The organism is Variovorax fucosicus, from assembly GCF_030316825.1.
GTDB lineage: Bacteria > Pseudomonadota > Gammaproteobacteria > Burkholderiales > Burkholderiaceae_C > Variovorax > Variovorax fucosicus.
Genome location: NZ_JASZYU010000001.1, coordinates 77,265 through 98,987, shown reverse-complemented (window position 1 = coordinate 98,987; position 21,723 = coordinate 77,265). Strand labels below are relative to the sequence as shown.

The window sequence follows — 21,723 nt, the reverse complement described above, 5'->3', positions numbered from 1 at the left end:
GGTGCGCAGCTCAGATATGGCGCCATCCAAGCCGGCTGGAAACTTCCTTCGCCGCATTGCGGACGGCGACCGCAACGTCGGAGTTCCAGTCTCCCGAGAAGCCGTCCTGGTGGCCCAGTGCGGTGATGACGATCACGGGCTCCCCTTCGTGGTCGAAGACAGGGGCGCTGAAGGCGTTGACGCCGGGAATCGGTCTTCCCTCCGCGCGTGTGACGCCGTGGTCGCGGATTTCTGCCGCGGCTTCTTGCAATGCCTCCAACTGGGCCTCAAGCAGTGGCGCTTTCCGGTGTTCCGAGTCTCCCAGCGCGACCGCCATGGCTTTCTCGAGGCGGTCGACCGGCATGACCCCGGCGAAGGCCCGGCCGGTGGCCGTGCCGAGTATGGACATCACGGTTCCGGCCCGCATCGAGACGTGGAGCGGTTCGCGGGCCTCGATCATCCGGATGATGGTGGGCCCGAAGTTGCCCCAGACCGCCAGCGCCACCGCATGGCCGGTCGATGCGGCGAGCTGTTGCGCAACGGGCCATGCCGCCCGCACGGGATCCAGCTGATGGAGGCACGTCAGCCCCAACTGCAGCGCTGCCGGCCCCAGCGCATAGCGGCCTGAATCGGCCTCCTGCTCGATCAACCCGAGCTTGCCGAAACTCACCAGATACGGGTGCGCGCGCGATGCCGGCAGCGCGGATCGGCTGGAGAGATCCCTGAGCGTCAGTGGCGTGGGGCTGTTGGCCAGGGCGAGGAGCAGGCGGCCTCCCACCTCGATCGATTGGACCGCCCGCTGTTCCTTGTCTTCCTTCACCGCTTCTCCGGGATGGCTGTCTCGCATGGCGAGCCTTTCTAGATGTCTGCCGCAAGTCTAGTTTGTCTGGGACAAAGCGCTTTGCCATTTCCAAACACAACACCTGGACTTGCCTGCAAGGGTAAACACTTAATTCTCTGTGTACTAATTAGTTTGCCATAGGCGAACTCGTGGCGCATACTGCAAACACATTTGCTTAAGACAAACTATTGCATTCAAGGAATCCCGGTATGACCACGACCAAGACATTCGCCAGCCAAGCCGACCTCGAGGAAAAGAAGGTCACCTTCAGCCAGATCTCGGAGCACGCCTGGGCCTACACGGCCGAAGGCGACCCGAACACCGGCATCGTCATTGGCGACGACGCGGTGCTGGTGGCCGACACCCAGGCCACGCCGGCGATGGCGGCGGACGTGATTCGCCGCATCCGCGAAGTGACAGACAAACCCATCAAGTACGTGGTGCTGACGCACTACCACGCGGTGCGCGTGCTGGGCGCCAGCGCCTACGGCGCCGAGCACATCCTGGCCAGCCAGGACACGCGCGACCTGATCGTCGAACGCGGCGAGCAGGACAAGGCCAGCGAGATCGGCCGCTTCCCGCGCCTGTTCCAGAACGTCGAAACGGTGCCCGCAGGCCTGACCTGGCCCACGATGACCTTCACCGGCAAGATGACGCTGTGGCTCGGCAAGCTCGAAGTGCAACTGCTGCAGCTCGGCCGCGGCCACACCAAGGGCGACACGGTGGTCTGGCTGCCGCAGGAGCGCGCCCTGCTGTCGGGCGACTTGGTCGAGTTCGGCGCGACGCCCTACGCCGGCGACGCCTATTTCAAGGACTGGCCGCAGACGCTCGACAACCTGGCCGCGCTCCAGCCCAAGGCCCTGGTGCCCGGCCGCGGTGCCGCGCTGACCACGCCGGAAGAAGTGGCCAAGGGGCTCAGCGAAACGCGCGGCTTCATCGCCGACGTCTATGCCAACGTGCAGCAGGGCGTGGCGGCCGGCAAGGATCTGAACGCGGTCTACAAGGACACCTTTGCCGCGCTCAAGCCCAAGTACGGCCACTGGGTCATCTTCGAGCACTGCATGCCCTTCGACGTGACGCGTTGCTACGACGAAGCAACGAAGTACACCGATCCCAGGATCTGGACGGCTGAGCGCGACATTGAAATGTGGAAGACGCTCGAAGGCCAGTGATTCGTCGCGGCAAACACAAGCCGCGCAAGTGGAGACAAACCATGCAATTGAACGAACTTGCCGCGCGCAGGGGAGACGCCGTCGACTACCAGAAGCTGGTGTTCGACTACGCCCGGCATCCTGACCAGGATGCGGCGACACCGGCCCGGCGCCCTGTGGTCGTCGTGGGCGCGGGCCCCGTCGGCCTGGCGCTGGCCATCGACCTGGCCCAGCGGGACGTGCCGGTGGTTCTGCTCGACAACGACAACACGCTGTCGACCGGATCCCGCGCCATCTGCTTTGCCAAGCGCACGCTGGAGATCTTCGACCGGCTCGGCTGCGGCGATCGCATGGTCGACAAGGGCGTGTCGTGGAACGTCGGCCGCGTGTTCTTCAGGAACGAGCAGATCTACAGCTTCGACTTGTTGCCGGAGGCCGGACACGCGCGCCCGGCGTTCATCAACCTGCAGCAGTACTACGTCGAAGGCTTCCTGGCCGAGCGTGCGGCGGCGTTGCCATTGATCGATCTGCGCTGGAAGAACAAGGTCGCTGGCGTCACCTGCCATGCGGACCACGTGACCCTCACGGTCGAAACCCCCGAAGGCGCCTACCAACTCGAAGCCGACTATGTCGCGGCCTGCGATGGCGGCCGCTCCAGCATGCGCCAGTTGTTGGGGCAGGAAAGCAAGGGGCGCCAGTTCAAGGACCGCTTCCTGATTGCCGACGTGAAGATGAAGCTCGACCGGCCGGCCGAGCGCTGGTTCTGGTTCGATCCGGAGTTCCACCGCAACCAGAGCGTGCTGCTGCACATGCAGCCGGACAACGTCTGGCGCATCGACTTCCAGCTCGGCTGGGATGCCGACCCCGAAGAAGAAAAAAAGCCCGAGAAGATCATTCCCCGCGTCAAGGCGCTGCTGGGCGACGACGCGCAGTTCGAGCTCGAATGGGCGAGCGTCTACACCTTCTCGTGCCTGCGCATGGACCAGTTCCGGCAGGGCCGCGTGTTCTTTGCAGGCGATTCGGCGCACGGCGTGTCGCCGTTCGGTGCACGCGGCGCCAACTCGGGCGTGCAGGATGCAGAGAACCTGGCCTGGAAGCTGGCCGCCGTCGTGCAGGGCAGGGCGCCCGATGCGCTGCTCGACAGCTACGGCCAGGAGCGCGAATACGCCGCCGACGAGAACATCCTCAATTCCACGCGTGCCACCGACTTCATCACGCCCAAGAGCGAGGTGAGCCGGCTGTTCCGCGACGCGGTGCTCGAGCTCGCGAAGAAGCACGCCTTCGCGCGAACCCTCGTCAACAGCGGACGTCTTTCAGTCCCGGCCACGTTGCACGGCTCGCCGCTCAACACCGCCGATGCCGATGGCTTCAAGGGCCGGATGGTGCCAGGCGCCGTGGCTTCCGATGCGCCGGTGATTTCGGCCGATGGCTTGGACGGTTGGCTGCTGCGGCAAAGCCGGTGGGCCGGCTTCACCGCCCTGGTGTTCGGATCCGGCACAGCTTCGGGCGATGCAGCGCGCGCTGTCTCGGACGCAGCAGCCGCCGCCGGCGTGCCGGTCGCAACGGTGCGCGTGCCGCTGGACGCAGCCCATGCGCTGGCTGCCGAACGGTATGACGCGCAGGACGGCACGGTCTACCTGCTGCGTCCGGATCAACACATCTGCGGTCGCTGGCGCCGCGCCGATGCCAGCACCCTTTGCGCAGCCCTGAACCGCGCACTCGCCAAAGCATGAAGGACTCCGCCGTGCCGCACGCCACTGCAACCCAGCTCACCACCGCTGCGAACCTCGAAGCGCCGGATGACTTCTATCAGGCGCTGATCGAAGCGCATCAGGGCCTGTCCACGCAGGAGAGCCACGCCTTCAACGCGCGGCTGATTCTGGTGCTGGCCAACCACATCGGATCGCTCGCGGTTCTTCGCGAAGCGTTCGACGCTGCCCGGCGCGGTTGATCCCGGCAGCCCCTGCACATTCATACAACCACGGAGACACTTCGCATGATTCGCTCTTGCCTCGCCGGCCTTGCCTTGGCCGCCACAAGCCTTCTCGCTGCCGCACAGGACGGCAAGCCCATCGAATGGGTGGTCGGATATGCCGCCGGCGGCGGCTCCGATTCGGTCGCGCGCGCGACCGCCGAAACGATGTCGAAGGACCTCGGCCGGCCTATCGTCATCACCAACAAGCCGGGCGCCGCGACCAACATTGCCGCCGAATACGCGGCCCGATCCAAGGACTACGGAAACATCATGCTGACGGCGGACTTCGCGACGCTGGCGGCCAACCCCTTCCTGTTCTCTAAGCTCAGCTACAACGCCGAGAAAGACCTGGCGCCGGTCGGCATGCTGGCGCGCTTTCCGCTCGTGCTCGTGGTCGGCCAGCAGGTGCCGGCAAAGAACTTCAAGGAGTTCGTCGCCTGGGCCAAGGCGCAGCCCGGCGGCGTCAACTATGCGTCGGCCGGCGCGGGCAGCCCGCACCACCTGGCCACTGAACTGCTGCGCGAGAAAACGGGCATTGCCATGACGCACGTTGCCTACCGCGGCGCAGCGCCTGCGATGCAAGACATCCTGGGCGGTTCGGTGCCGTTCATGATGGTCGACACCGCCAGCGGCAACCAGTTCGTGCTGGCCGGCAAGGTCAAGGCAATCGGCGTGGCGAGCGCCAAGCGCATCGCCAGCTTGCCCGACGTGCCAACGCTGGCCGAGCAGGGACTTGCGGACTTCGAGGCTTATGCGTGGCAGGGCCTGTCGGTGCCCAGTGGCACGCCGCCGGAGACGGTGGCCCGGCTCAACAAGGCACTGGTGGATGCCTTGAATTCGACGCCGGTGAAGGCGCGTTTCCTGGCGCTGGGCGTCGAGGGCCTGCCAGGCAGCCCGAACGACATGGCCAGGTATGTGAAGGACGAACGCGAGCGCTGGGGCCGACTGATCAAGGCCAACAACATCCGCGTTGATTGATAGGAGTGGCCGGAACGCCACATGTGCACTGTCAGTCAATCGATAGGACCGCGTCGGGGAACAATGACCGCTCCCCGTACTCGTTTTTACCGACTGGGCGTGCAAATGGCCAAAATAGACTGCACCAACCTGTTTCCGGGGGCTCCCCATGCAAACTACCCATTGGTCAACAAACCGCGTGTTCGCCTGCGAGCGTGCCGCCGCGTGGAGCAGCATCAACACACGGTACTTTGGTCGCCTGAGGGTGTCGAGCCTGGATGACGAGCCGCTGGATGCATCTCTCGATACTTACCAGGTCGGCGCGCTACGCATGTTCAGCATCACCGCGCCGGCACACCACGTGGCGCGCGACAGCACCTGTGGTGATCTGCCGGCGGACGAGTTTTACAAGCTGGTTCTGCAGGTGTCCGGCCGCGGCGTCGTCGAACAACAGCACCGCCGCGTGGAGCTTCAACCAGGGCAATGGATCCTCTACGATCCTCGCGCGCCGTACACGATCACCAATCAAGAACGCTGCACCCTGCTGGTGACCCAGGTGCCGCGTGCGCTCCTTTCAGGGCTAAAGCTTTCCGGCCCGCTGGCCGGCCAGACAGGCCACGACAATGTGGCTGGCCTGCATGGCGTTTTCGGCACCTACCTGCGCGCGTTGAGCGAGCAACTGCCCGGGCTGCCCGACGGCGTCGGCCAATCGATCAGTGAATCTGTCATGGGGCTGCTCGGCTCGACGCTGGCCGAGTCCTTCCGTCGGAGCAGCGAGCCGGTACCTCTTCCCTCTGTTCTGAAGTTGCGTGCGCGGCAGTACATCCACGCCCACCTTTCTGAGCCAGACCTGAGCATCCAGGGCATCGCCGATGCGCTACGCTGTTCCAGGCGCTACCTGCACAGGGTGTTCGAGGCCGACACGGTCGGCCTCGAACGGCAGATCTGGAATGCGCGGCTGGAACGCTGTCATGCAGCTCTCACGCACGAAGGCAACGGGGGCCGTGCTGCGGCGCAGATCGCCTATGCCTGGGGATTCAAGAGCAACGCCCATTTCTGCCGGCTCTTCAAGCAGCAATACGGCATGACGCCAGGCGAGTGTCAGCGCCTGGCCCTTGCTTCACGCCGCACCGCGGTTTTGCAGTAAGCCTCGCTCGCACAGCGCGCCACGAATCGACCTATCGAACCACGCGGATTTCTTGTGTCAATTGCAGGTGAGAGCGGCGAGCGCCTTGCCAGCGCCGGCCACCGTGGGCAACTTCTGCTTCACGCAGGCCGGGTCTTGCGCCGTGTATGCGTAGGGGATGCCAACCGGGAAGACGCTCGTCGTAATCCAGTCGGTGGCGTCGCGCGTCGGCGAAGACGGGCTTGCCACCCAGGTGATGCCGAAGCCGCTGAAGTCGGCCGGGGTCCTGATGTTGTTGTTGCGCAGCTCCCAGTAGCCGATGGCCGAGCTGTCGCGCGAGGTCACGGGGTTCTGCGAGTTCTCGAAGTAGTTGGCTTCGATCAGCGAGAAGCCACCCATGCGGATGTTGGCGCCCGTGGTGATCACGCCGCTGTACAGGTTGTTGTAGAGGTGGGTGTAGCCGCCGCGCTGCAGCGGCAGGCGCGAGCCGACGTTCTCGTAGACGTTGTGGTGGAAGGTGATGTTGCGATCGCTCGAATCGCTGTCGCTCGAGCCGATCAGGCCGACCTTATGGTGGTCGTGGATGTAGTTGTACGAGTAGGTGAGGTGGTGCGCGCCGGCCTTGTTGTCGAGCAGGCCGTCGAACTCCAGGTCGCCTGCGCCCGAGCACTCCTTCAGGCTGCTGAACAGCGTGTTGTGGTCGATCCAGATGTAGCCTGGGAACTTGCCGCTCTGACCCTCGATGCCGATCGCATCGATCGAGCCGGGCAGCAGGCCGATCGTCATGTTGCGGATGATGATGTTCGTGGCGTCGGCCTTGATCGCCAACCCGAAGTTGGCAGATGAGCCGTCGACGCCCTCGATGGTGACGTTGCTCTTGTTCTTGACCTCGACGATAGCCCCGGCGGGCAACTGCCACTGCGTGCAGGCGTCGGTGATGGCGGCGAAGTTGAATGTTCCGTTGTAGCGGATCACAAGCCCACCGGTGCCGGTGTAGGCGTCGATGGCCGCCTGCATCTGCGCCGCGGTAGAGACCGTCACCGCCGCGACGCTGCCGCCGCCGGTGACCTGGCCGGCGAATCCACCGCTGTTCGAGGCCGGTGCGGGCGCTGGAGCTGGAGCTGGAGCCGGCGCAGCAGGGGGAGCAGATGCGGGCGCAGGCGCCGATGCGGGTGCCGATCCAGGTGCGGGCGCTGGTGCAGGTGCAGGCGCAGCTGCAACTGCAGCTGCAGCTGCAGCTGCAGCTGCCACCGATGACGAGCCGGTCTCGCCGCCGCCGCAGGCCGCCAGCAAGAGCGATGTCAACAGTGCACCCGCCGCGCGCGAACGGTGCAAGTTCTGGCTTGCTTTCTTCAATTTCTTCATGAGATTTTTTTGTGTTGAAGCCCCGGCAAGAAGGTCGAGTTGTCCGAGCCGAGAGCAGCGTCGATATGCACGCTGCGTGCCGGAATCGCGATTCGCTCTCTTCTCGTCGAAGTGGGCGCACTTTGTCGGAAGTGATCGAGATTCCCGCGGACGTGGGCAGTTGGCTCGACATCAGGACGACAAAATTTGTCTCGTTGTGACAGACAAGGCAATCGGCTGTCGGATCCTGGGGGCAGGTGCGTAACGCTTGCCGGAGATCAGGTGCAGGCAGCGTGGGCGATGCACCAGTTCGAGAGCATTCCGCCGAAGCCGATTGCGGCGCGCCGCTTCCGATGCGTCAAGACTCTGCCGTAAAGCCGACGATCTTGATCAGTCGGCGCCACTCGTCGGTATCGGCCTTGATGAGGTTTGCCAAGTCCTGTGGGGTGCCGGATTTCGCGGTCATGCCGATGTCACCCAATGCAGCGACCACTTCCCCCTGCGCCAGGATGGGGTGCAGGTAGGCGGCTGCGCGGCGCACGATATCTTGCGAGGTTCTTCCCGGCAGGAACAAGCCGAACGATTCCGTTGCGTTGATCGGATATCCCTGCTCACGGAACGTGGGCACATCACTCACGAACGCGTTTCGGCCCTGCCCGGAGACGGCGATAAGACGAAGCCTGCCGCTTTTGAGGTGCGGCAGAAAGCTCCCCACCGTCGATGAATAGGCGGACACTTGGCCACCCATCAAATCCTGCAGTCCCGGCGCATCTCCGCGGTACCCGACGTGCGTCAACTCCGTGCGGGAAAGCTTGGACAGCAGGATGCCAAGCAGATGGGGCGTGGAACCCGAGGCGGGCGAGCCAAAGTTGGCCTTGTCAGGATTTGCCTTGCACCAGGCGATGAAGTCGTTGATCCCGCGCACGCTGGGAGGCACCGCCGGACCCACGGCGAACCCGAATGCGAACGAGCAAACCGATGTGACTGGCGCCACGTCCTCTGCGACGTATGGGAGCTTGCGATAAGTGAAGGGATAGATGGAGAACGGCGCGGTGGGCGACAGCAACAAGGTGCTCCCATCCGGCGCACTGTCCTTGAGCGTCGAAATGGAGATCTGCATTGACGCGCCCGGCTTGTTCTCCACCACAACAGTATTTGCATAGCCACCTCGCATCTTTTCGGCCAGTCGCCGGGCAACCGCGTCCGTGGCTCCGCCCGGCGGAAAGCCGACCAGTATTTTTGCGAGACCAATGCTTTGCGAATGCGCAAGGTGCAAGGGGGCGGCGGTCAAGGCTGCGATCCCGGCGAGCTGGCTTGTGAATTTGCGGCGTGTCGGCATCTCTCGATCTCCTGGCGGTTGACATGTTTTTCGTTGGAGAGCCTGGTGGCTCGCAAATGGATCTTTCCGTCAAGCCAGATAGCTCGCTTGCAGAATCTCAGGCGTGTCACGCAGCGTCTGCGCCGGGCCGCACCAAGCGGCTCGCCCCCGTTGCAGGACGACGGCGCGCTGGGCGAGTCGCAGCGCCAGCGTGGTGAACTGCTCGATCAGCAATACACCGACGCCGTCCGCCGCGACGCTCTGCAGCACGTCGGCCAGCCGCTTGACCACAAGGGGTGCGAGACCGAGCGACAGTTCATCGACCACGAGAACACGGGGCCGCGCAAGCAGCGCCTGCGCCATGCAGACCATCTGCTTTTGCCCTCCGGAAAGGGAGCGCCCGAGGTGCTCGAGCCGGGGCGTCAGTTCGGGAAACGTCATCAGCACGCGCTCGATCGCAGGCCCGACCTCGTTGGCGGGCAACACCATGGCCGCCGCGCGCAGGTTGTCGAGAACCGACAGGCTGCCAAGCACTTGATGGCCCTCGGGCACGATGGCGAGCCCTGCGCGGCGCACTGCGTCGGGCGTGAGGCCATCCAGCGTCGCTCCGCCTATGCGGACATGCCCCTTCGACCGCGGGATGGCACCCGCCAGAGCCAGCACGATGCTCGACTTGCCCGCGCCGTTGGGACCGAGCATTGCAACGATCTCGCCGGGCGCGACGTCGAGATCGACACCATGGACGACGGATTTGCCGCCGCGGGAAATGTGGAGTTCACGGATTTCAAGCATGGCCGGGTCAGCTTCCGAGGTAGGCTTGTCGCACGACGGGGTCGTCGAGCACCGCGCGCGTCGCCCCCAGCGCGAGCCTTTTGCCGAAGTCGAGCACCAGCGTCTGCGTGCACAGGCTTGCGATGAGTTCCACGTCGTGGTCGATCAGCACGACCTGGGCACCGAACTCTTCGGGGATGGCGGCAATGGCGTCACGAAGCACGCGCGATTCGCGTTCGTCCAGGCCGGCGCCCGGCTCGTCGAACAGGATGAGCCGGGGCTTTCCGACGAGCGCCTTCGCCACTTCGATCATGCGGCGCCGGAACAAGTCCAACTCGCCTCCGGGCGTGGCAGCGCAGTCCAGCAACCCCGTGTGCTCAAGGGCGCGATGCACCTGCCGCGGAGCGTCCGCGAGCGCATGCGGAACATGATCCAGCATGGCCTGCACGTTGTCCCATGTGCTGAGGTCTTCGACCACCTGCTCGGTCTGGAACGATCGACGCAGGCCGAGCCGGACTCGGCGCGCAGTGTTCAAGCTCAGAAGGGGCGTGCCGTTGATGCACACCTCACCCGCCTGGGCGCGGACAAATCCGCTGATTACATTGACCAGGGTCGTCTTTCCGGCGCCGTTAGGGCCGATCAACCCGCACATCGGTGCCTCCAACACGGCGTCCAGCCCGTCGATGACTTTGACGGCGCCGAACGCGACGCGGAGGCCGCGAATGTCGATCATGGTGCCCTCTTTCGTGCGCGCAGGCGGGAAATCGCCGCAATCCATTGGCCGACAATTCCGCGCGGCGCCGTGATGAGCGCATGCAGGAGCGCTGCGCCAAAGAAGATCATCGCGAGGTAGCCGTTTACTCCCAGGTCGACCAGCATTGACGGCACGGCCCGCAGGAGCAGCCCGGCTACCAGCGCGCCGGCCCAGTGATGGGCGCCGCCGATAAGCGTGAGCGCAAAGAGCATCACCGACTCGCTGGCCGCGAACGCGCGGCCGTCCAACTGGCCTACCGCACCGGCCAGCAGGGCGCCGGCCACGCCGGTGCAGACACCTGCAAGACCGAAAGCCCACGTTTGGTAAAGCAGCACATTGACGCCTGCACCCTCGGCTACCGCCTCGCCTCGGCGGATCAGCGCCCACGATCGGCCGGCGCGCGTGCGGCGATGCAGTTCGATCACCGCGAGCATCGCTGCCAGCCACGCAGCAACGTAGGTCAGGTAGGCGCCCTCACCCTGCGCCATCGCCGGCCGGGGCATCACCAACCTTTCGCTGCCGGTGATGCGCCCGAGCCAACCCGGACCGCCGTCGGGAAATCCCGTCGCGCTGACCACCACCTGGAATCCCCCGGCGAGCATCAGCGTCACCAGGGCCAGGTAGATTCCTTTCAATCGCAGGGCTGGCAACCCGGCAAGCATTCCGAGGACGCCGGCGGACAGCCCGCCCGCGAGCACGCAAGCTTCGAATGGCCACTGCAGCCCGTGACCCACACGCAACGCGACCCAGCCTCCCGCACCGAGGAGGGCGAACTGGCACAGGCTCACCAATCCCAGCTGTCCGTAGAGCAAGGACACGCCTGCAGCGGCAATGGCCAGCGCGAGGGAGGATGTCAGCGTTTTGATCCAGTAGGCGTTCGCGATCCACGGCAGCAGCGCGCCGAGAGCCAGGAGGAAGAGCACCATGCGTGCAAGGCTGAGGCGGGCGGCTCGCCGCTCACGACGGACGGAATCAGGAATCATGCTTTGCGGGATGCTTCGCGCCACAACACGATGGCGGCGAGCGCGATGAGAAAAGGGGTGGCTGCCCTGAATGGGGAGAATCCCGGCACCAGTACGGCGACCGACTCAAGGATTCCGATGGCCAAGCCCGCGGCAGCTGTCGCGGGTAGGGAAGAGAGGCGGCCGATGATGGCGGCCGCGAACGCGGGGATCACGAGAAAGGTCAGCACCGTGGCCTGCAAACGCACGATGTTGGCAAGTAGCAGGCCGCACACGCCGGCGAAAGCGCCGGAGATCACCCAGGCTACGGAATCGACTTGAAGCACGCGGATGCCGAGGATGGCGCTCAGTCCGCGCTGGTCGGCCAACGCCCGCATCGCCAGGCCGATGCGGGTTCGTGCGAGCAGCAGAGCCACGGCGGCCATCATCGAAACGGCCACGCCCAAGCCGACCACGCGCGTATAGGTCAGGCGCACCGCCGCCAGCTCGATGGCCTGGCTGTCCGTTGGAAGCACCAGCCTGCGCGGCTGCTCTCCCCAGAACCATTCGGTGAAACCGAGCAGCACGAGCGCCAGGCCTAGCGTGCCGATCGAGCGCACCGTCGGGTCGCTTGCGGCAAGGCGGGGAGCGAGCAGGCGTCCGTAGGCGAAAGAGATCGCAACGGCGGTGGAGACCGCGGCGAGCGCGGCAAGCGCCAACGGCCACTCGCGATCCAATGCCGACCACGCCACATAGGCGGCAACCGCGCCGAGTGCGCCGAACGCGAAGTTCAGCACGCCCGACGAACGGTACAGGACGACCAGGCCCACGCCCGACATTGCGTACACCGCGCCGACGCCGAGGCCGGAGACCAGGAATGGCAACAGTTCAGACATGGCGGCTCCGGGGTCAAAGGCCCAGCTGCTTTTCCTGCGCGCGCAGGTCGGCCAGTTCAGGATCCGCGGCCATCAGGCAGCCGTTGCTCACCTGCTTGAAGCCGCTGCCGCTCACCTGCGCGATGGGGCCGCTGCTGTTGGCGTTGTGGCGGGCGCCGGCGCCGACGTAGAACGGCCGGCACAGGATGTCACTCTGGAAGCCCTTTACATCGCGCAGCGCGGCACTGGTAGTGGCGCGGTCGATCTTCTTCGGATCGAGCTTGAGCAGGGCCTCGGTTGCAATGCGGGCTGCCAGATAGCCCGCCTGCGCGAAGGAGTCACGCGGGTCGTTCCTGCCACCGAAGGCCTCCATGGTCGCCTTCCAGTTCATGTTGTCCTTGCCGGCGGATTCGACGGGCATGAACTCCAGGTGGATGTCGAAGTTGCCGTTCCACGCGGGGCCGATCGTCTTGGGCACGTCGAAGTTGTAGGCGGGCGTGCTGCTGACGAAGTGGATCTTCTTGGCGAGACCCTGCTGTTCGGCAGCGGCGAGCATCGGCACCATGATGCCCTTGGGCACGTTCAGGATGACGACGTCCGGCTTCTTTGCCGCAGCCTGCAGCATCGTGGAGGTGGCATCGGGCGATCCGGGATCGATGGTGATCACGTCAACCTCGACACCATTGGCCTTGCCCCAATCCTTCGCCCCATCGCAGGCCCAGTTGCCCAGGCTCGGGATGTTCGGGATGACGCAGACCATCCGCTTGGCCTTGTATTGCTGCGCGGCATGCATCGCGACGACGGTGGCGGACACACGAGGTCCGGCATTCACCGGAACGTAGTTCTTCGCAAAGAAACACTCGCGCGGCACGCCGACCCCGGCGATCACCATGACGTCCTCCTGGGCGTACATCTTGGCGTTGACACCGCACTCGACGAAGCTGGAGCTGCCCACCATCGCAACCACTTTGCGATCCTTCACGAGCTTGGCCGCCACCTGGGCTGCCACCTCGGGATTCCATTGATCATCGGCGATCGTGAACTCGATCGGCCGACCGTTGATGCCGCCGTTGGCATTCACGCACTTGAAGTACGCCTGGGCCGCCAGCGCCGAGGCACTGAAGTCGTCGGGTCCGGTCTTGCCGACCACGGCGCCGATCGCGATCGGTTCGCCGGTCGCCGCCTTGCCGTTGTTCAGTCCGCAAGCAGGCTTGCTTTGCGCCATTGCGCTGCCGCCGGCCACCAGGGCCGCGGCAACGAAGATTCGCCGGAAAGCTTGTTTCGTGATCTTCCGGTTTGACCAGTAAGTTTCTATCGTTTTCATGTTGTCTCCTGTTGTGGATGGATCAGTTGATCAAATCGACATGCAGACGCTCTTCTGTTCCGTATAGGACTCGACCGCAGCGCGACCGAGGTCGCGTCCGAAACCGCTTTGCTTGTAGCCACCGAACGGCAGATTCGCGTCGAGCAGGTTGTGGGTGTTGACCCAGACCGTTCCGGCCTTGATGCGGGGGACGATCCGGTGCACGGCCGAAAGGTTGTTCGACCACACGCTGGCTGTCAGTCCAAAGGGAGAGTCGTTGGCCTGGCGAATGGCGTCCTCCACGTCGTCGAACGGCATGGCGACGAGTACCGGGCCGAAAACCTCTTCACGCACAACCTGCATGCCCGGATTCACGTCCACGAACACGGTGGGTTGGATGAAGCAGCCGGCATCGCGAGCGCGTTCCCCGCCGGTCAGGGCCGTAGCGCCCTCGCGGCGTGCACCATCAATGAAACCCATGACCCGGTCGAAGTGCCGGCGCGAAACCACTGGTCCCAACTGCGCGGTGGCGTCAAAGCCGGAGCCGATACGCATCCCCTCGGCTTGGCGTGCGACCTCGTTCACGACCTGGTCGAACAGGCTGCGATGGACATACAGCCGCGAACTCGCGGCGCAGACCTGGCCCTGGTTGAAGAAGATACCCGCGGCAGCGCCGGCGGCGGCTGCGGCAGGGTCGGCATCCGGCAAGACGATCATTGGCGACTTGCCGCCCAGTTCCAGCGTGAAACGAGCCATGCGGTCGACGGCGGTGTGCCCGATGGCACGCCCGGTCGCGGTGCTGCCGGTGAAACTGATCTTGTCGACGCCGGGGTGCGCGCACAGGGCGGCGCCCGCCGTGCTTGCACCGCAGACCACGTTGAGCGCACCGGCAGGGATGCCTGCCTCCAGCGCGAGCGCGGCCAGGCGCAGCGCCGTCAGCGGCGTCTCGGGCGACGGCTTGAGCACCACCGTGCAACCGGCCGCCAGTGCCGGGGCGATTTTCCACAGCGCGATGGCCAGCGGGAAGTTCCAGGGCACCACCGCGCCGACCACACCCACCGGTTCGCGTTGCGTGTAGGTGTGGTAGCGGGCACCCGGAGGGAACGGGATCGAGGGCTGCAGCGTGCTGCCTTCGAGCTTGGTGGCCCAGCCGGCCATGTAGCGCACGAACTCGGCGGAAAAACCAACGTCGATCATGCGGGCGACGCCCTGCAGCTTGCCGCTTTGCAGGGTCTCCATGGCGCTCAGTTCGTCCGCGTGCTCTTCGATCAATTGGGAAAGCCGAAACAGTGCGCGCTCGCGGTCGGCCGGCCGCATGCGGGACCAGGCCGAGTCCTCCAGTGCCCTGCGCGCCGCGGCGACAGCGGCATCCACATCGCCCTCGTCACTATCGGGCGTGTCGGCCACGATCATTTCCGAAGCAGGATCGACGACATCGATGCGCTTGCCACTGCGGGACTCGCAGAATTCGCCGTCAATGAAATTGCCGAAGCTGCGCCGCGAGAGGAAGCTGATGCGTGCCAGCTCCTGTTGGGAAAGGTCTTTGGGATTCATGGTGCGGGAGGGTTGGGGGGAAGGGAAACTCGCACCGCTCAGCGGCCGAGCATGAACTCGGCGCCGCGCTCGGCGATCATGATCGTGGGCGCATTGGTGTTGCCGCTGCAGATGGTGGGCATCACCGACGCATCGCACACACGCAGGCGGCCGACGCCGTGCACACGCAGTTGGGAATCGACGACGGCCATCGGATCGTTTCCTATCCGGCAGGTGCCCACGGGGTGATAGACGGTCTTGGCGTACTGGCGCACGAACTGCTCCAGTTCAGCGTCGGGCATGTGCTCTTTGGGACCCGGGTAGAGCTCCTCCGCAACGACCTTGCGCAGCGAAGGCATCCGCATGATGCGGCGGGCCAGCTTGAGGCCGCGCACGAGCGTGTCCACGTCTTCCTGCTGCGACAGGAAACCGCCATCGAACTGCACCGGATCCAGGGCGTTCGCGCTGATGGCCTGTACACGCCCGCGTGACTTCGGGCGCAGGAAACACGGGTCGATCGAAATGCCGTGCAGCTCCGGCATCGGGCGATCCACGTCGCCCACCAGCACGGGCAGCACATGGAACTGCACATCGGGACGTCCTGTGCCGGCCGTGTCAACGAAGCCGCCGCTCTCCACCACGTTCGAGGTGAGAAGGCCCGTGTTGAACAACTCCCACTGCAGGCCATGCTTCAATGCCGTGAGGCCCTTGTCCTGGCCGAGCAGGCTGATCGGCTCCTTGCAGCGACCGTGCGCAATGATCTCCAGATGGTCTTGGAAGTTCTCGCCGACGCCCGGCAAATCGCTATGCACCGGGACACCAATCTTTCGGAGCAGTTCGCCGGGGCCGATACCCGACACCTGCAGCAGCTTCGGCGACGCGAGCGCACCCGCGCTCAGCACCACCTCGCGGTTGGCGTGCGCCTTCACGGTGCTGCCGTCATTGCGGCGGTACTCAACACCCGTCGCATTGCCGCCCTCAAGGGTCACGCGCAGCACATGGGCACCATTCACCACGGTCAGCTTCGGGTCGCCAATCACCGCGGCAAGGTAGGTCGCGGAGGTACTGCCGCGGGAACCATTGATTGTCGTGGTCTGGTAGAAGCCCACGCCGTCCTGTGTGCCGCTGTTGAAGTCGTCGTTGTACGGAAGGCCCGCCTCCTGCGCGGCCTTCAGGAAGGCCAGACTCAGGGGGTGTCGGTACTTTGTGTCGCTGACATGCAGTGGCCCGTCGGTGCCATGCATCTCGCCTGAGAAGCGCATGTTGTTCTCGGCGCGCTTGAACGCGGGCAGCACATCCTTCCAACCCCAGCCGTGGCAGCCCGCCTCAGCCCATGCGTCGTAGTCCTCTGCCGCGCCGCGGATGTAGATCATCGCGTTGAGCGAACTGCCGCCGCCATTCATGCGCCCCTGCGGAACGTACATCTTGCGGCCATTGGCATGCGGCTGGGGGACGGTCTCGTAGACCCATGAACGCTCGGTTCCGATGACACGAACGAATGTCGCGGGCATCTTCACGAACTTGATCCCATCGGTCGGGCCTGCCTCCAGCATCAGCACCGAATGGCCCGCCTTGACGAGGCGGTGCGCGATCACGCATCCGGCCGAGCCGGCTCCGACCACGATGTAGTCGACAACTTGAGTCTCCAACTTCTGTCTCCGTTCTTAACTGGAGAGTGATGATCAGTCGGTTATCGCGTTGTCCCAGGGGAAGCCGCGTCGAGTGCGCTCTGGATCAATTCGCAGTGCCCGCTCGGGCAGCCAGGGAAATCAGAAGCCAGCGTTCCATCAAACTTCAAGCCGTGGCCGGAACTGAGCGGCTGGAACGGAACAGCTGCATTCGCGGCACCAACGCTCGTATTCGGAGGATTCGCCGTGGCCTGCAAACAGCGGATTCCATAGGAAAAGGCGAGCGTAGATGCGGCAACGCAAGGTGGCGGGCTCGGCCGCTGAGTCGGTCCTCAGCGCGTGCTTGACCGCCGCCATGTCAGTGCCAAGCCGTGCCATGCGAATGCCGCCATCACGTGCGGTGTCGAAAACAAGGCAGTCGGGCCGGTGCTCCGCGATGTCTCGGCGCGTCCACTCATGGCCTGGCACGGTTGGAACGCCCTTGCGTGCGAAGCTGATCCAGGCATCGCCCATCGCCTGGGAGAGTACGGCCCTGCCGGAGCGATTGAACCGCGTGTTCACGCCAAAGATGTCGAGTTCGCCGGCCGTGTCACGGAAGACGAAGGCCATCTCCATGGCGTGTGCTGCGCCGAGCAGCAGGTCCGGGCGCACGAAGGGCACGGCGGGTGCCTCGTCCCAGTCGAAACGATAGGTCCACACTTCGGTGTGGCCACCGGCCAGCATCGCGTCGGCAGGGGCATCGACAAATAGCGCCTTCCAGGCCAGCGACAGGTACTTCATTTCGACCTGGTAGCCGCGGCGGTCGCGCAACAATGGCAACTTTCCCAGGAGCAGGCGCGAGTGCTCGGGCTTGTCTGCACTGAAGGTCTTGAACTCGTCGCGATTGCTTCCAAGAATGACCGGAACGCGGTTCCATTGGCCGCAGGAGAAGACTTCGGCCAACGGCTCGCGCGGCAGTACCACGCCGTCGCGCACTGGACGGGGGGACCGGTAGATACCGACGCTGCCCGGCGTGAAAGCTTTCAGAAGCCGGGCTGGACTGAGCGCGCGCAAGAATGCAGCAATGTCCGCCGCAGGCAGGGTCGCGAGTTGCTTCTTCGCCCCCTCGCGGTCAGGTGACCGACCCTCGGCGACCCACAGCCGCGCGGTGACCTCGAACGCACTATCGTGGTGGCCCGGTTGCGCGTCGTCGCTCCAGTTCACCGCCTGCTCGATGCTGAACGTCTCGGCCACGGGCGATTGCGCGATCGCACGGTGGAACAAGCCTTGCGCCAGCGGGCTCGCCAGCAGCGTCAACACGTTCTGCCCGCCGGCCGATTCGCCGAAGATCGTCACACAGCCGGGGTCGCCTCCGAAGGCGGCGATGTTGTCTTGTACCCATCGAAGCGCGGCGATCAGGTCGAGGGTGCCGAAATTGCCGGAGCGCTCCTCGGGCGTGACATCGTCGGCCTCGTGCAATGCGGGGTGCGTGAACCAGCCCAGCACACCGAGCCGGTAGTTGACGGTAACGACCACCAGGCCATCGTGGATCGCGTAGTTGCGCGCCGCATCGTAGGTTGCCGAAGTACCGACCGAATTGCCCCCGCCGTGAATCCAGACCATGACCGGGCGGCGTTGGCCCGCGCCAGGGACGGCGCCCGGCTCGAACGCAGGCGCGAAGATGTTGAGCGTCAGGCAGTCTTCGTCACCCGCGATCTGGCCGCGTTGTCGTGCCGGCAGGCCGGCCAGCAGGTCAGCATATTGAGGTGCCATCGAGCCGTGCGCGCGGGCCTCGAGAACACCGCTCCACGGTGTGGCGGGACGTGGTGCGCGCCAACGCAGGGGGCCCGAGGGCGGACTGGCGTACGGGATGCCGCGCCAGGCGTGGATGCCGCCATGCTCGCGCGTGCCGATGATGTCGCCCGCGGCAACACGGCGGCGCGACGCGGGATCAAGTTTCTGGAGAGTTCTTTTTATCGGGATCATCCGGTTTGGAAAGGAATCAGAGTCTTGACTACGGCCGCTGCTGACGGGAGGAATGGTCAGCCGTTTACCGCGTCACCCCAGCGCAAACCGCGCCGAGTGCGCTCTGAATCAATTCGTAGTGCCCGCTCGGGCAGTCAACGGTACGCTATGCGCTCGAGGACGTGGCGCAGGTAGCCTGGCCTGTATCAGCTCATTGCTTGATGCACGAGCAGCGTGTCGGTGAATTGCTCGAAGCCCACGATCTTTCCGCCCTGCAGCTTCCAGACGTGGGCCACTCGAGCCTGCATTTCCTTTCCAGTGGCGCGGAAGGTGCCGTGGTAGGTTCCCAGCCCGACGACCTGGTCGCCACCGTCGATGAGGCTTTGCAGTTCGAAGCGGTAGCCGATCCAATCCCTGCCCAGAACGGCAAAGACGTTGTCGGCAACTGCTTGCGGCCCAACCCACGTGCCCGCGCAGGGAAAGCCCGCCATCTCGGTCCAGCGCACTTGCGGCGACACATTGGCCATCATCTCGTCGATGTTCCCCTGCGCCGACGCCGCGTAGTGAGCACCGACGATGTCGATGTTGGTCGTCATCGACTCATCCCCACTTCATCTCGCCCTTGGCAACCTTTGCGCCGATCTGCAGTGCCACGCCCATGCCGGCGCTCGGATAACGCTTGGTCATGGCGGCAATGAGGGCCGCGCTGTCTGCGGCCTTCGCCAGTTCTTCCTCGAAGGCCACGAGGTAGTCGCGGGTGTAGCGGATCGCCGTTGCGTCGGTCGCAACACCGGGCGCCATGTGGCCAGGAACCACCACGGCGGGCTTGCGCGCTGCCATCGCGTCGAGCGTCTTCACCCAGGCCGCGCGAGCCTCGGCGCCCTGTGTGTCAGCGGTCCACACGTGAACGCCCGAGAACAGCAGCACGCCGCCGAAGATGGCGTTGAGCGAAGGCACCCAGATGTAGCGGCGGTTGGCAAGGCCATCGGCTTCGGCGATCTCGATGGTCTGGCCTTCCAGGGTGAGGGTCCGGCCGTCGAAGGCTTCGGGCATCACGATGTCTGCCAGGGCCTGCGGGCCGTTTTCCTTGAGCTGGGGCCCCCAGGTCGCCAGCTTCTTTTCGACGTTGCCCTTGATGGCCGCGATCGTGGCCGACGCAGCGATCACCTTGGCCCCGGGAAAGGCCGCCTTGATCGGCGCGAGGCTGAAGTAGTAGTCGGGATCGCTCTGGCTGATGTAGATGGTCGTGAGCTTCTTGCCACTGGCCTTGATGGCCTCGACGAGCGCCTTGCCGTCGGGAAGCGTGAAGCCTCCATCGATCAGGACGGCTTCGCTCGCGCCAGAAATCAGCACGGGAGCACGGAAGAATCCGTGCTCACCGGCGGGGAAATGCTTCCAGGTCAGTTGGGTCGTTGCAGCCATAGCGTCTTTCACTCCTAGGATGGCCGTCGCGACACCCGCGGCGGCTACAGTTTTGATCACGTCTCTTCGCGTTGTCATGGGTCTTACCTTCTACAAAAATCAAATGGAGGGTGGGGTGCCGGGACGGACCCGACGATGGGTTGGGCACGGCTCAGGCCGCTTCCAGCTGGCGGATCAGTGCCTGTGGGTTGGAATAGATGGCAGCGTGATCCACCACCCAGCGCTTCGCGCCGGATTCGGCAATCAGGGTCGGCACGCCGCGGGCACCGAACTCCCGCATCAACGTCTGGGCGCGACCGGTACGGGCCCGGTTGGCGCCGAGCAGATCCGCATCGGGGTGCGCTACCTTCGCGGCGGCCTCTTCGAGACCCAGCGCCCCCAGCAGATCGGCCAGGGCCGCCAATGAGGTCACGTCGTTGCCGTCCACGTAGCGCGCATGCTGGATGGCCTTGAGGGCTTCGAGCTCTCTGCCGGGGTCGGTCAAAGACACGGCGCTCAGGGCCACCGTGGCGGGACCGCTGTCGAACAGCCGCTGGCGATCGCCGAGAACCCGATTGCGGTACTGCTCGCTGAAGCGTTGCCCCGTGAGGCGTTCGATGCGCTGGTCGTTGGACCAGGCATAGGCCGCGAAGGCGTCGTCCATCGGTCTGGCGCCTTCGCCAGAAAACAGGCCCGTGGGCAACAGCTCGAGGCGGACGCCGGGAAATGCCGACAACCCCGAAACAGCGGGCGCCGCGCCGTAGCACCAGCCACACAGCGGATCGAACAGGTAATGGAGGGTTTTGGTCATGGATTCAGTTCCTGACAGCGATGGTAGGCAGCATCCATTGACTCATAAATACATACATGCTAAACACAATGTATGCTTAAAACATACAATCAAGCCGACAACAGCCTGGGAGGGCTGGGCAACCTGAGGCGTCTGACCTACTTCGTGTCGGTGGTGGAAACCGGTTCGTTCACCGCTGCAGCGGAGCGCCTGGGCATCACCAAGGCGGTGGTGAGCCAACAGGTGGCGCGGCTGGAAAGCGAGTTCCGCACCTCGCTCCTCGTTCGCACCACGCGCAAGGTGCAGCCCACCGAAACCGGGCAAGCCTTCTACCTGCGCTGCGCCATGATCCTGCGCGAAGCCGAGGACGCCTTCGACGAACTGGCCGAAGGATCGACAGACCCGGCCGGCACGCTGCGGCTGACGGCGCCCTTCGACTACGGCATCGGGATCGTCGTGCCGGTCATCGCCGCTTTTAGGCAGCGCCATCCCGCGTGCAAGGTCGACGCCATCCTGAGCGACCAGACGCTGAACATCATGAGCGGAAATATCGAACTGGCGATCCGCGTTGGCTGGTTGGCGGAGACCGGCCTGCAGGCGCGCAGGATCGGTACTTTCAGGCAATTGCTCGTTGCGTCACCGAGCATGGCGCCGCAGGTGGCACAGCTCACCCGACCGGAAGACATTGCCAGGCTGCCGTTCGTCGCAAACAGCGCCTTGCGTGACTCCCAAAGGTGGAACTTCGCGCGGAGCGAGATCGAACGCCAGGACGTGACCGTGCAGGCCTCCGTTTTTCTGGATGCAACGCTCGCCGTGCGCACGGCCGTGTGCCAGGGCCTGGGGCTCTCTGTGCTCCCGGACTATGCGGTTCAAGACGATCTTGCCGCGGGACGCCTCATCCAGGTTCTGCCGCAATGGCGCCTGCCTTCTGGCGGCATCCATGCAGTGTTTCCGGCGGCGCGCTTTCGTCCGGCGAAGGTAAGAGCCTTCGTCGATCTGTTGGTGGAGAGTGAGCAACTACGGGAGGCCAGCAACGGCTCGAATCGGTAGGCCTTGGCAATCCAAACTGGGTCCCCTGTGCGGGGACGTGCG

The 21,723-nt window shown here is 64.9% G+C and carries 20 protein-coding genes; 6 read left to right on the top strand and 14 right to left on the bottom strand.

What is annotated here, in order from left to right:
* Positions 1 to 10 precede the first annotated feature (10 nt).
* Complete coding sequence (locus QTI05_RS00525; protein ID WP_286622508.1) at positions 11 to 826, bottom strand: IclR family transcriptional regulator; 816 nt, start codon at positions 824 to 826, stop codon at positions 11 to 13.
* Positions 827 to 1,029: 203 nt separating this feature from the next.
* On the opposite strand from QTI05_RS00525, the gene QTI05_RS00520 reads away from it, so the two are divergent.
* From QTI05_RS00520 to QTI05_RS00500, 5 genes are all read left to right on the top strand, one after another.
* The gene (locus QTI05_RS00520; RefSeq protein ID WP_286622507.1) at positions 1,030 to 1,992 is read left to right on the top strand and encodes an MBL fold metallo-hydrolase; all 963 of its coding nucleotides are present in this window, start codon (positions 1,030 to 1,032) and stop codon (positions 1,990 to 1,992) included.
* A gap of 41 nt (positions 1,993 to 2,033) precedes the next feature.
* The gene (locus QTI05_RS00515) at positions 2,034 to 3,704 is read left to right on the top strand and encodes an FAD-dependent oxidoreductase (protein ID WP_286622505.1); all 1,671 of its coding nucleotides are present in this window, start codon (positions 2,034 to 2,036) and stop codon (positions 3,702 to 3,704) included.
* A complete protein-coding gene (locus tag QTI05_RS00510; RefSeq protein ID WP_286622503.1) occupies positions 3,701 to 3,922 on the top strand; it encodes a DUF2783 domain-containing protein in 222 nt (73 codons plus the stop codon). Before QTI05_RS00515 ends, QTI05_RS00510 begins: the two co-directional genes overlap by 4 nt.
* 45 nt (positions 3,923 to 3,967) lie before the next feature.
* Entirely contained in the window at positions 3,968 to 4,924 is a 957-nt protein-coding gene (locus QTI05_RS00505) for a Bug family tripartite tricarboxylate transporter substrate binding protein (RefSeq protein WP_286622502.1), read from the top strand.
* A gap of 148 nt (positions 4,925 to 5,072) precedes the next feature.
* Positions 5,073 to 6,050, top strand: a complete 978-nt coding sequence (locus QTI05_RS00500; RefSeq protein ID WP_286622501.1) for an AraC-like ligand-binding domain-containing protein — start codon at positions 5,073 to 5,075, stop codon at positions 6,048 to 6,050.
* Positions 6,051 to 6,107: 57 nt separating this feature from the next.
* Here QTI05_RS00500 and QTI05_RS00495 read toward each other — a convergent pair whose 3' ends face one another.
* From QTI05_RS00495 to QTI05_RS00435, 13 genes are all read right to left on the bottom strand, one after another.
* Positions 6,108 to 7,394 carry a pectate lyase family protein gene (locus tag QTI05_RS00495; RefSeq protein WP_506555338.1) on the bottom strand — a complete coding sequence of 429 codons (1,287 nt, stop codon included), beginning with the start codon at positions 7,392 to 7,394 and terminating at the stop codon, positions 6,108 to 6,110.
* Between the two features lie 337 nt (positions 7,395 to 7,731).
* Positions 7,732 to 8,712 carry a Bug family tripartite tricarboxylate transporter substrate binding protein gene (locus QTI05_RS00490; protein ID WP_286622499.1) on the bottom strand — a complete coding sequence of 327 codons (981 nt, stop codon included), beginning with the start codon at positions 8,710 to 8,712 and terminating at the stop codon, positions 7,732 to 7,734.
* A gap of 69 nt (positions 8,713 to 8,781) precedes the next feature.
* Positions 8,782 to 9,483: an ABC transporter ATP-binding protein gene (locus tag QTI05_RS00485; RefSeq protein WP_286622497.1), complete on the bottom strand. Its 702-nt coding sequence runs from the start codon at positions 9,481 to 9,483 to the stop codon at positions 8,782 to 8,784.
* Positions 9,484 to 9,490: 7 nt separating this feature from the next.
* On the bottom strand, positions 9,491 to 10,195 hold the full coding sequence (locus QTI05_RS00480) for an ABC transporter ATP-binding protein (RefSeq protein WP_286622496.1): 705 nt from the start codon (positions 10,193 to 10,195) through the stop codon (positions 9,491 to 9,493).
* Complete coding sequence (locus QTI05_RS00475; RefSeq protein WP_286542780.1) at positions 10,192 to 11,199, bottom strand: branched-chain amino acid ABC transporter permease; 1,008 nt, start codon at positions 11,197 to 11,199, stop codon at positions 10,192 to 10,194. Before QTI05_RS00475 ends, QTI05_RS00480 begins: the two co-directional genes overlap by 4 nt.
* A complete protein-coding gene (locus QTI05_RS00470; RefSeq protein WP_286542782.1) occupies positions 11,196 to 12,053 on the bottom strand; it encodes a branched-chain amino acid ABC transporter permease in 858 nt (285 codons plus the stop codon). The genes QTI05_RS00475 and QTI05_RS00470 overlap by 4 nt, the downstream gene beginning before the upstream one ends.
* 13 nt (positions 12,054 to 12,066) lie before the next feature.
* Positions 12,067 to 13,257, bottom strand: coding sequence for an ABC transporter substrate-binding protein (locus QTI05_RS00465; protein ID WP_353505950.1), 1,191 nt, complete (start codon positions 13,255 to 13,257; stop codon positions 12,067 to 12,069).
* Between the two features lie 129 nt (positions 13,258 to 13,386).
* Positions 13,387 to 14,889 carry an aldehyde dehydrogenase family protein gene (locus QTI05_RS00460; protein ID WP_286622493.1) on the bottom strand — a complete coding sequence of 501 codons (1,503 nt, stop codon included), beginning with the start codon at positions 14,887 to 14,889 and terminating at the stop codon, positions 13,387 to 13,389.
* Between the two features lie 38 nt (positions 14,890 to 14,927).
* Positions 14,928 to 16,517, bottom strand: coding sequence for a GMC family oxidoreductase (locus QTI05_RS00455; protein WP_286622492.1), 1,590 nt, complete (start codon positions 16,515 to 16,517; stop codon positions 14,928 to 14,930).
* A 138-nt stretch (positions 16,518 to 16,655) separates the two neighbouring features.
* The gene (locus QTI05_RS00450; protein WP_286622490.1) at positions 16,656 to 18,461 is read right to left on the bottom strand and encodes a carboxylesterase/lipase family protein; all 1,806 of its coding nucleotides are present in this window, start codon (positions 18,459 to 18,461) and stop codon (positions 16,656 to 16,658) included.
* 185 nt (positions 18,462 to 18,646) lie between these two features.
* Positions 18,647 to 19,036, bottom strand: a complete 390-nt coding sequence (locus tag QTI05_RS00445; RefSeq protein WP_286542790.1) for a nuclear transport factor 2 family protein — start codon at positions 19,034 to 19,036, stop codon at positions 18,647 to 18,649.
* A 4-nt stretch (positions 19,037 to 19,040) separates the two neighbouring features.
* A complete protein-coding gene (locus QTI05_RS00440) occupies positions 19,041 to 19,940 on the bottom strand; it encodes an MBL fold metallo-hydrolase (RefSeq protein WP_286622489.1) in 900 nt (299 codons plus the stop codon).
* 73 nt (positions 19,941 to 20,013) lie between these two features.
* Positions 20,014 to 20,652: a DsbA family protein gene (locus QTI05_RS00435; RefSeq protein ID WP_286622488.1), complete on the bottom strand. Its 639-nt coding sequence runs from the start codon at positions 20,650 to 20,652 to the stop codon at positions 20,014 to 20,016.
* A 72-nt stretch (positions 20,653 to 20,724) separates the two neighbouring features.
* Here QTI05_RS00435 and QTI05_RS00430 point away from each other — a divergent pair, with 72 nt between their 5' ends.
* The gene (locus QTI05_RS00430) at positions 20,725 to 21,681 is read left to right on the top strand and encodes a LysR family transcriptional regulator (RefSeq protein ID WP_286542794.1); all 957 of its coding nucleotides are present in this window, start codon (positions 20,725 to 20,727) and stop codon (positions 21,679 to 21,681) included.
* Positions 21,682 to 21,723 lie beyond the last annotated feature (42 nt).

What these genes read in the sequence shown, in the direction of transcription:
- QTI05_RS00525 (WP_286622508.1), bottom strand. Translation starts at nt 826, where the DNA reads ATGCGAGACAGCCATCCCGGAGAAGCGGTGAAGGAAGACAAGGAACAG.
- QTI05_RS00520 (WP_286622507.1), top strand. Translation starts at nt 1,030, where the DNA reads ATGACCACGACCAAGACATTCGCCAGCCAAGCCGACCTCGAGGAAAAG.
- QTI05_RS00515 (WP_286622505.1), top strand. Translation starts at nt 2,034, where the DNA reads ATGCAATTGAACGAACTTGCCGCGCGCAGGGGAGACGCCGTCGACTAC.
- QTI05_RS00510 (WP_286622503.1), top strand. Translation starts at nt 3,701, where the DNA reads ATGAAGGACTCCGCCGTGCCGCACGCCACTGCAACCCAGCTCACCACC.
- QTI05_RS00505 (WP_286622502.1), top strand. Translation starts at nt 3,968, where the DNA reads ATGATTCGCTCTTGCCTCGCCGGCCTTGCCTTGGCCGCCACAAGCCTT.
- QTI05_RS00500 (WP_286622501.1), top strand. Translation starts at nt 5,073, where the DNA reads ATGCAAACTACCCATTGGTCAACAAACCGCGTGTTCGCCTGCGAGCGT.
- QTI05_RS00495 (WP_506555338.1), bottom strand. Translation starts at nt 7,394, where the DNA reads ATGAAGAAATTGAAGAAAGCAAGCCAGAACTTGCACCGTTCGCGCGCG.
- QTI05_RS00490 (WP_286622499.1), bottom strand. Translation starts at nt 8,712, where the DNA reads ATGCCGACACGCCGCAAATTCACAAGCCAGCTCGCCGGGATCGCAGCC.
- QTI05_RS00485 (WP_286622497.1), bottom strand. Translation starts at nt 9,483, where the DNA reads ATGCTTGAAATCCGTGAACTCCACATTTCCCGCGGCGGCAAATCCGTC.
- QTI05_RS00480 (WP_286622496.1), bottom strand. Translation starts at nt 10,195, where the DNA reads ATGATCGACATTCGCGGCCTCCGCGTCGCGTTCGGCGCCGTCAAAGTC.
- QTI05_RS00475 (WP_286542780.1), bottom strand. Translation starts at nt 11,199, where the DNA reads ATGATTCCTGATTCCGTCCGTCGTGAGCGGCGAGCCGCCCGCCTCAGC.
- QTI05_RS00470 (WP_286542782.1), bottom strand. Translation starts at nt 12,053, where the DNA reads ATGTCTGAACTGTTGCCATTCCTGGTCTCCGGCCTCGGCGTCGGCGCG.
- QTI05_RS00465 (WP_353505950.1), bottom strand. Translation starts at nt 13,257, where the DNA reads ATGGCGCAAAGCAAGCCTGCTTGCGGACTGAACAACGGCAAGGCGGCG.
- QTI05_RS00460 (WP_286622493.1), bottom strand. Translation starts at nt 14,889, where the DNA reads ATGAATCCCAAAGACCTTTCCCAACAGGAGCTGGCACGCATCAGCTTC.
- QTI05_RS00450 (WP_286622490.1), bottom strand. Translation starts at nt 18,461, where the DNA reads ATGATCCCGATAAAAAGAACTCTCCAGAAACTTGATCCCGCGTCGCGC.
- QTI05_RS00445 (WP_286542790.1), bottom strand. Translation starts at nt 19,036, where the DNA reads ATGACGACCAACATCGACATCGTCGGTGCTCACTACGCGGCGTCGGCG.
- QTI05_RS00440 (WP_286622489.1), bottom strand. Translation starts at nt 19,940, where the DNA reads ATGACAACGCGAAGAGACGTGATCAAAACTGTAGCCGCCGCGGGTGTC.
- QTI05_RS00435 (WP_286622488.1), bottom strand. Translation starts at nt 20,652, where the DNA reads ATGACCAAAACCCTCCATTACCTGTTCGATCCGCTGTGTGGCTGGTGC.
- QTI05_RS00430 (WP_286542794.1), top strand. Translation starts at nt 20,725, where the DNA reads ATGCTTAAAACATACAATCAAGCCGACAACAGCCTGGGAGGGCTGGGC.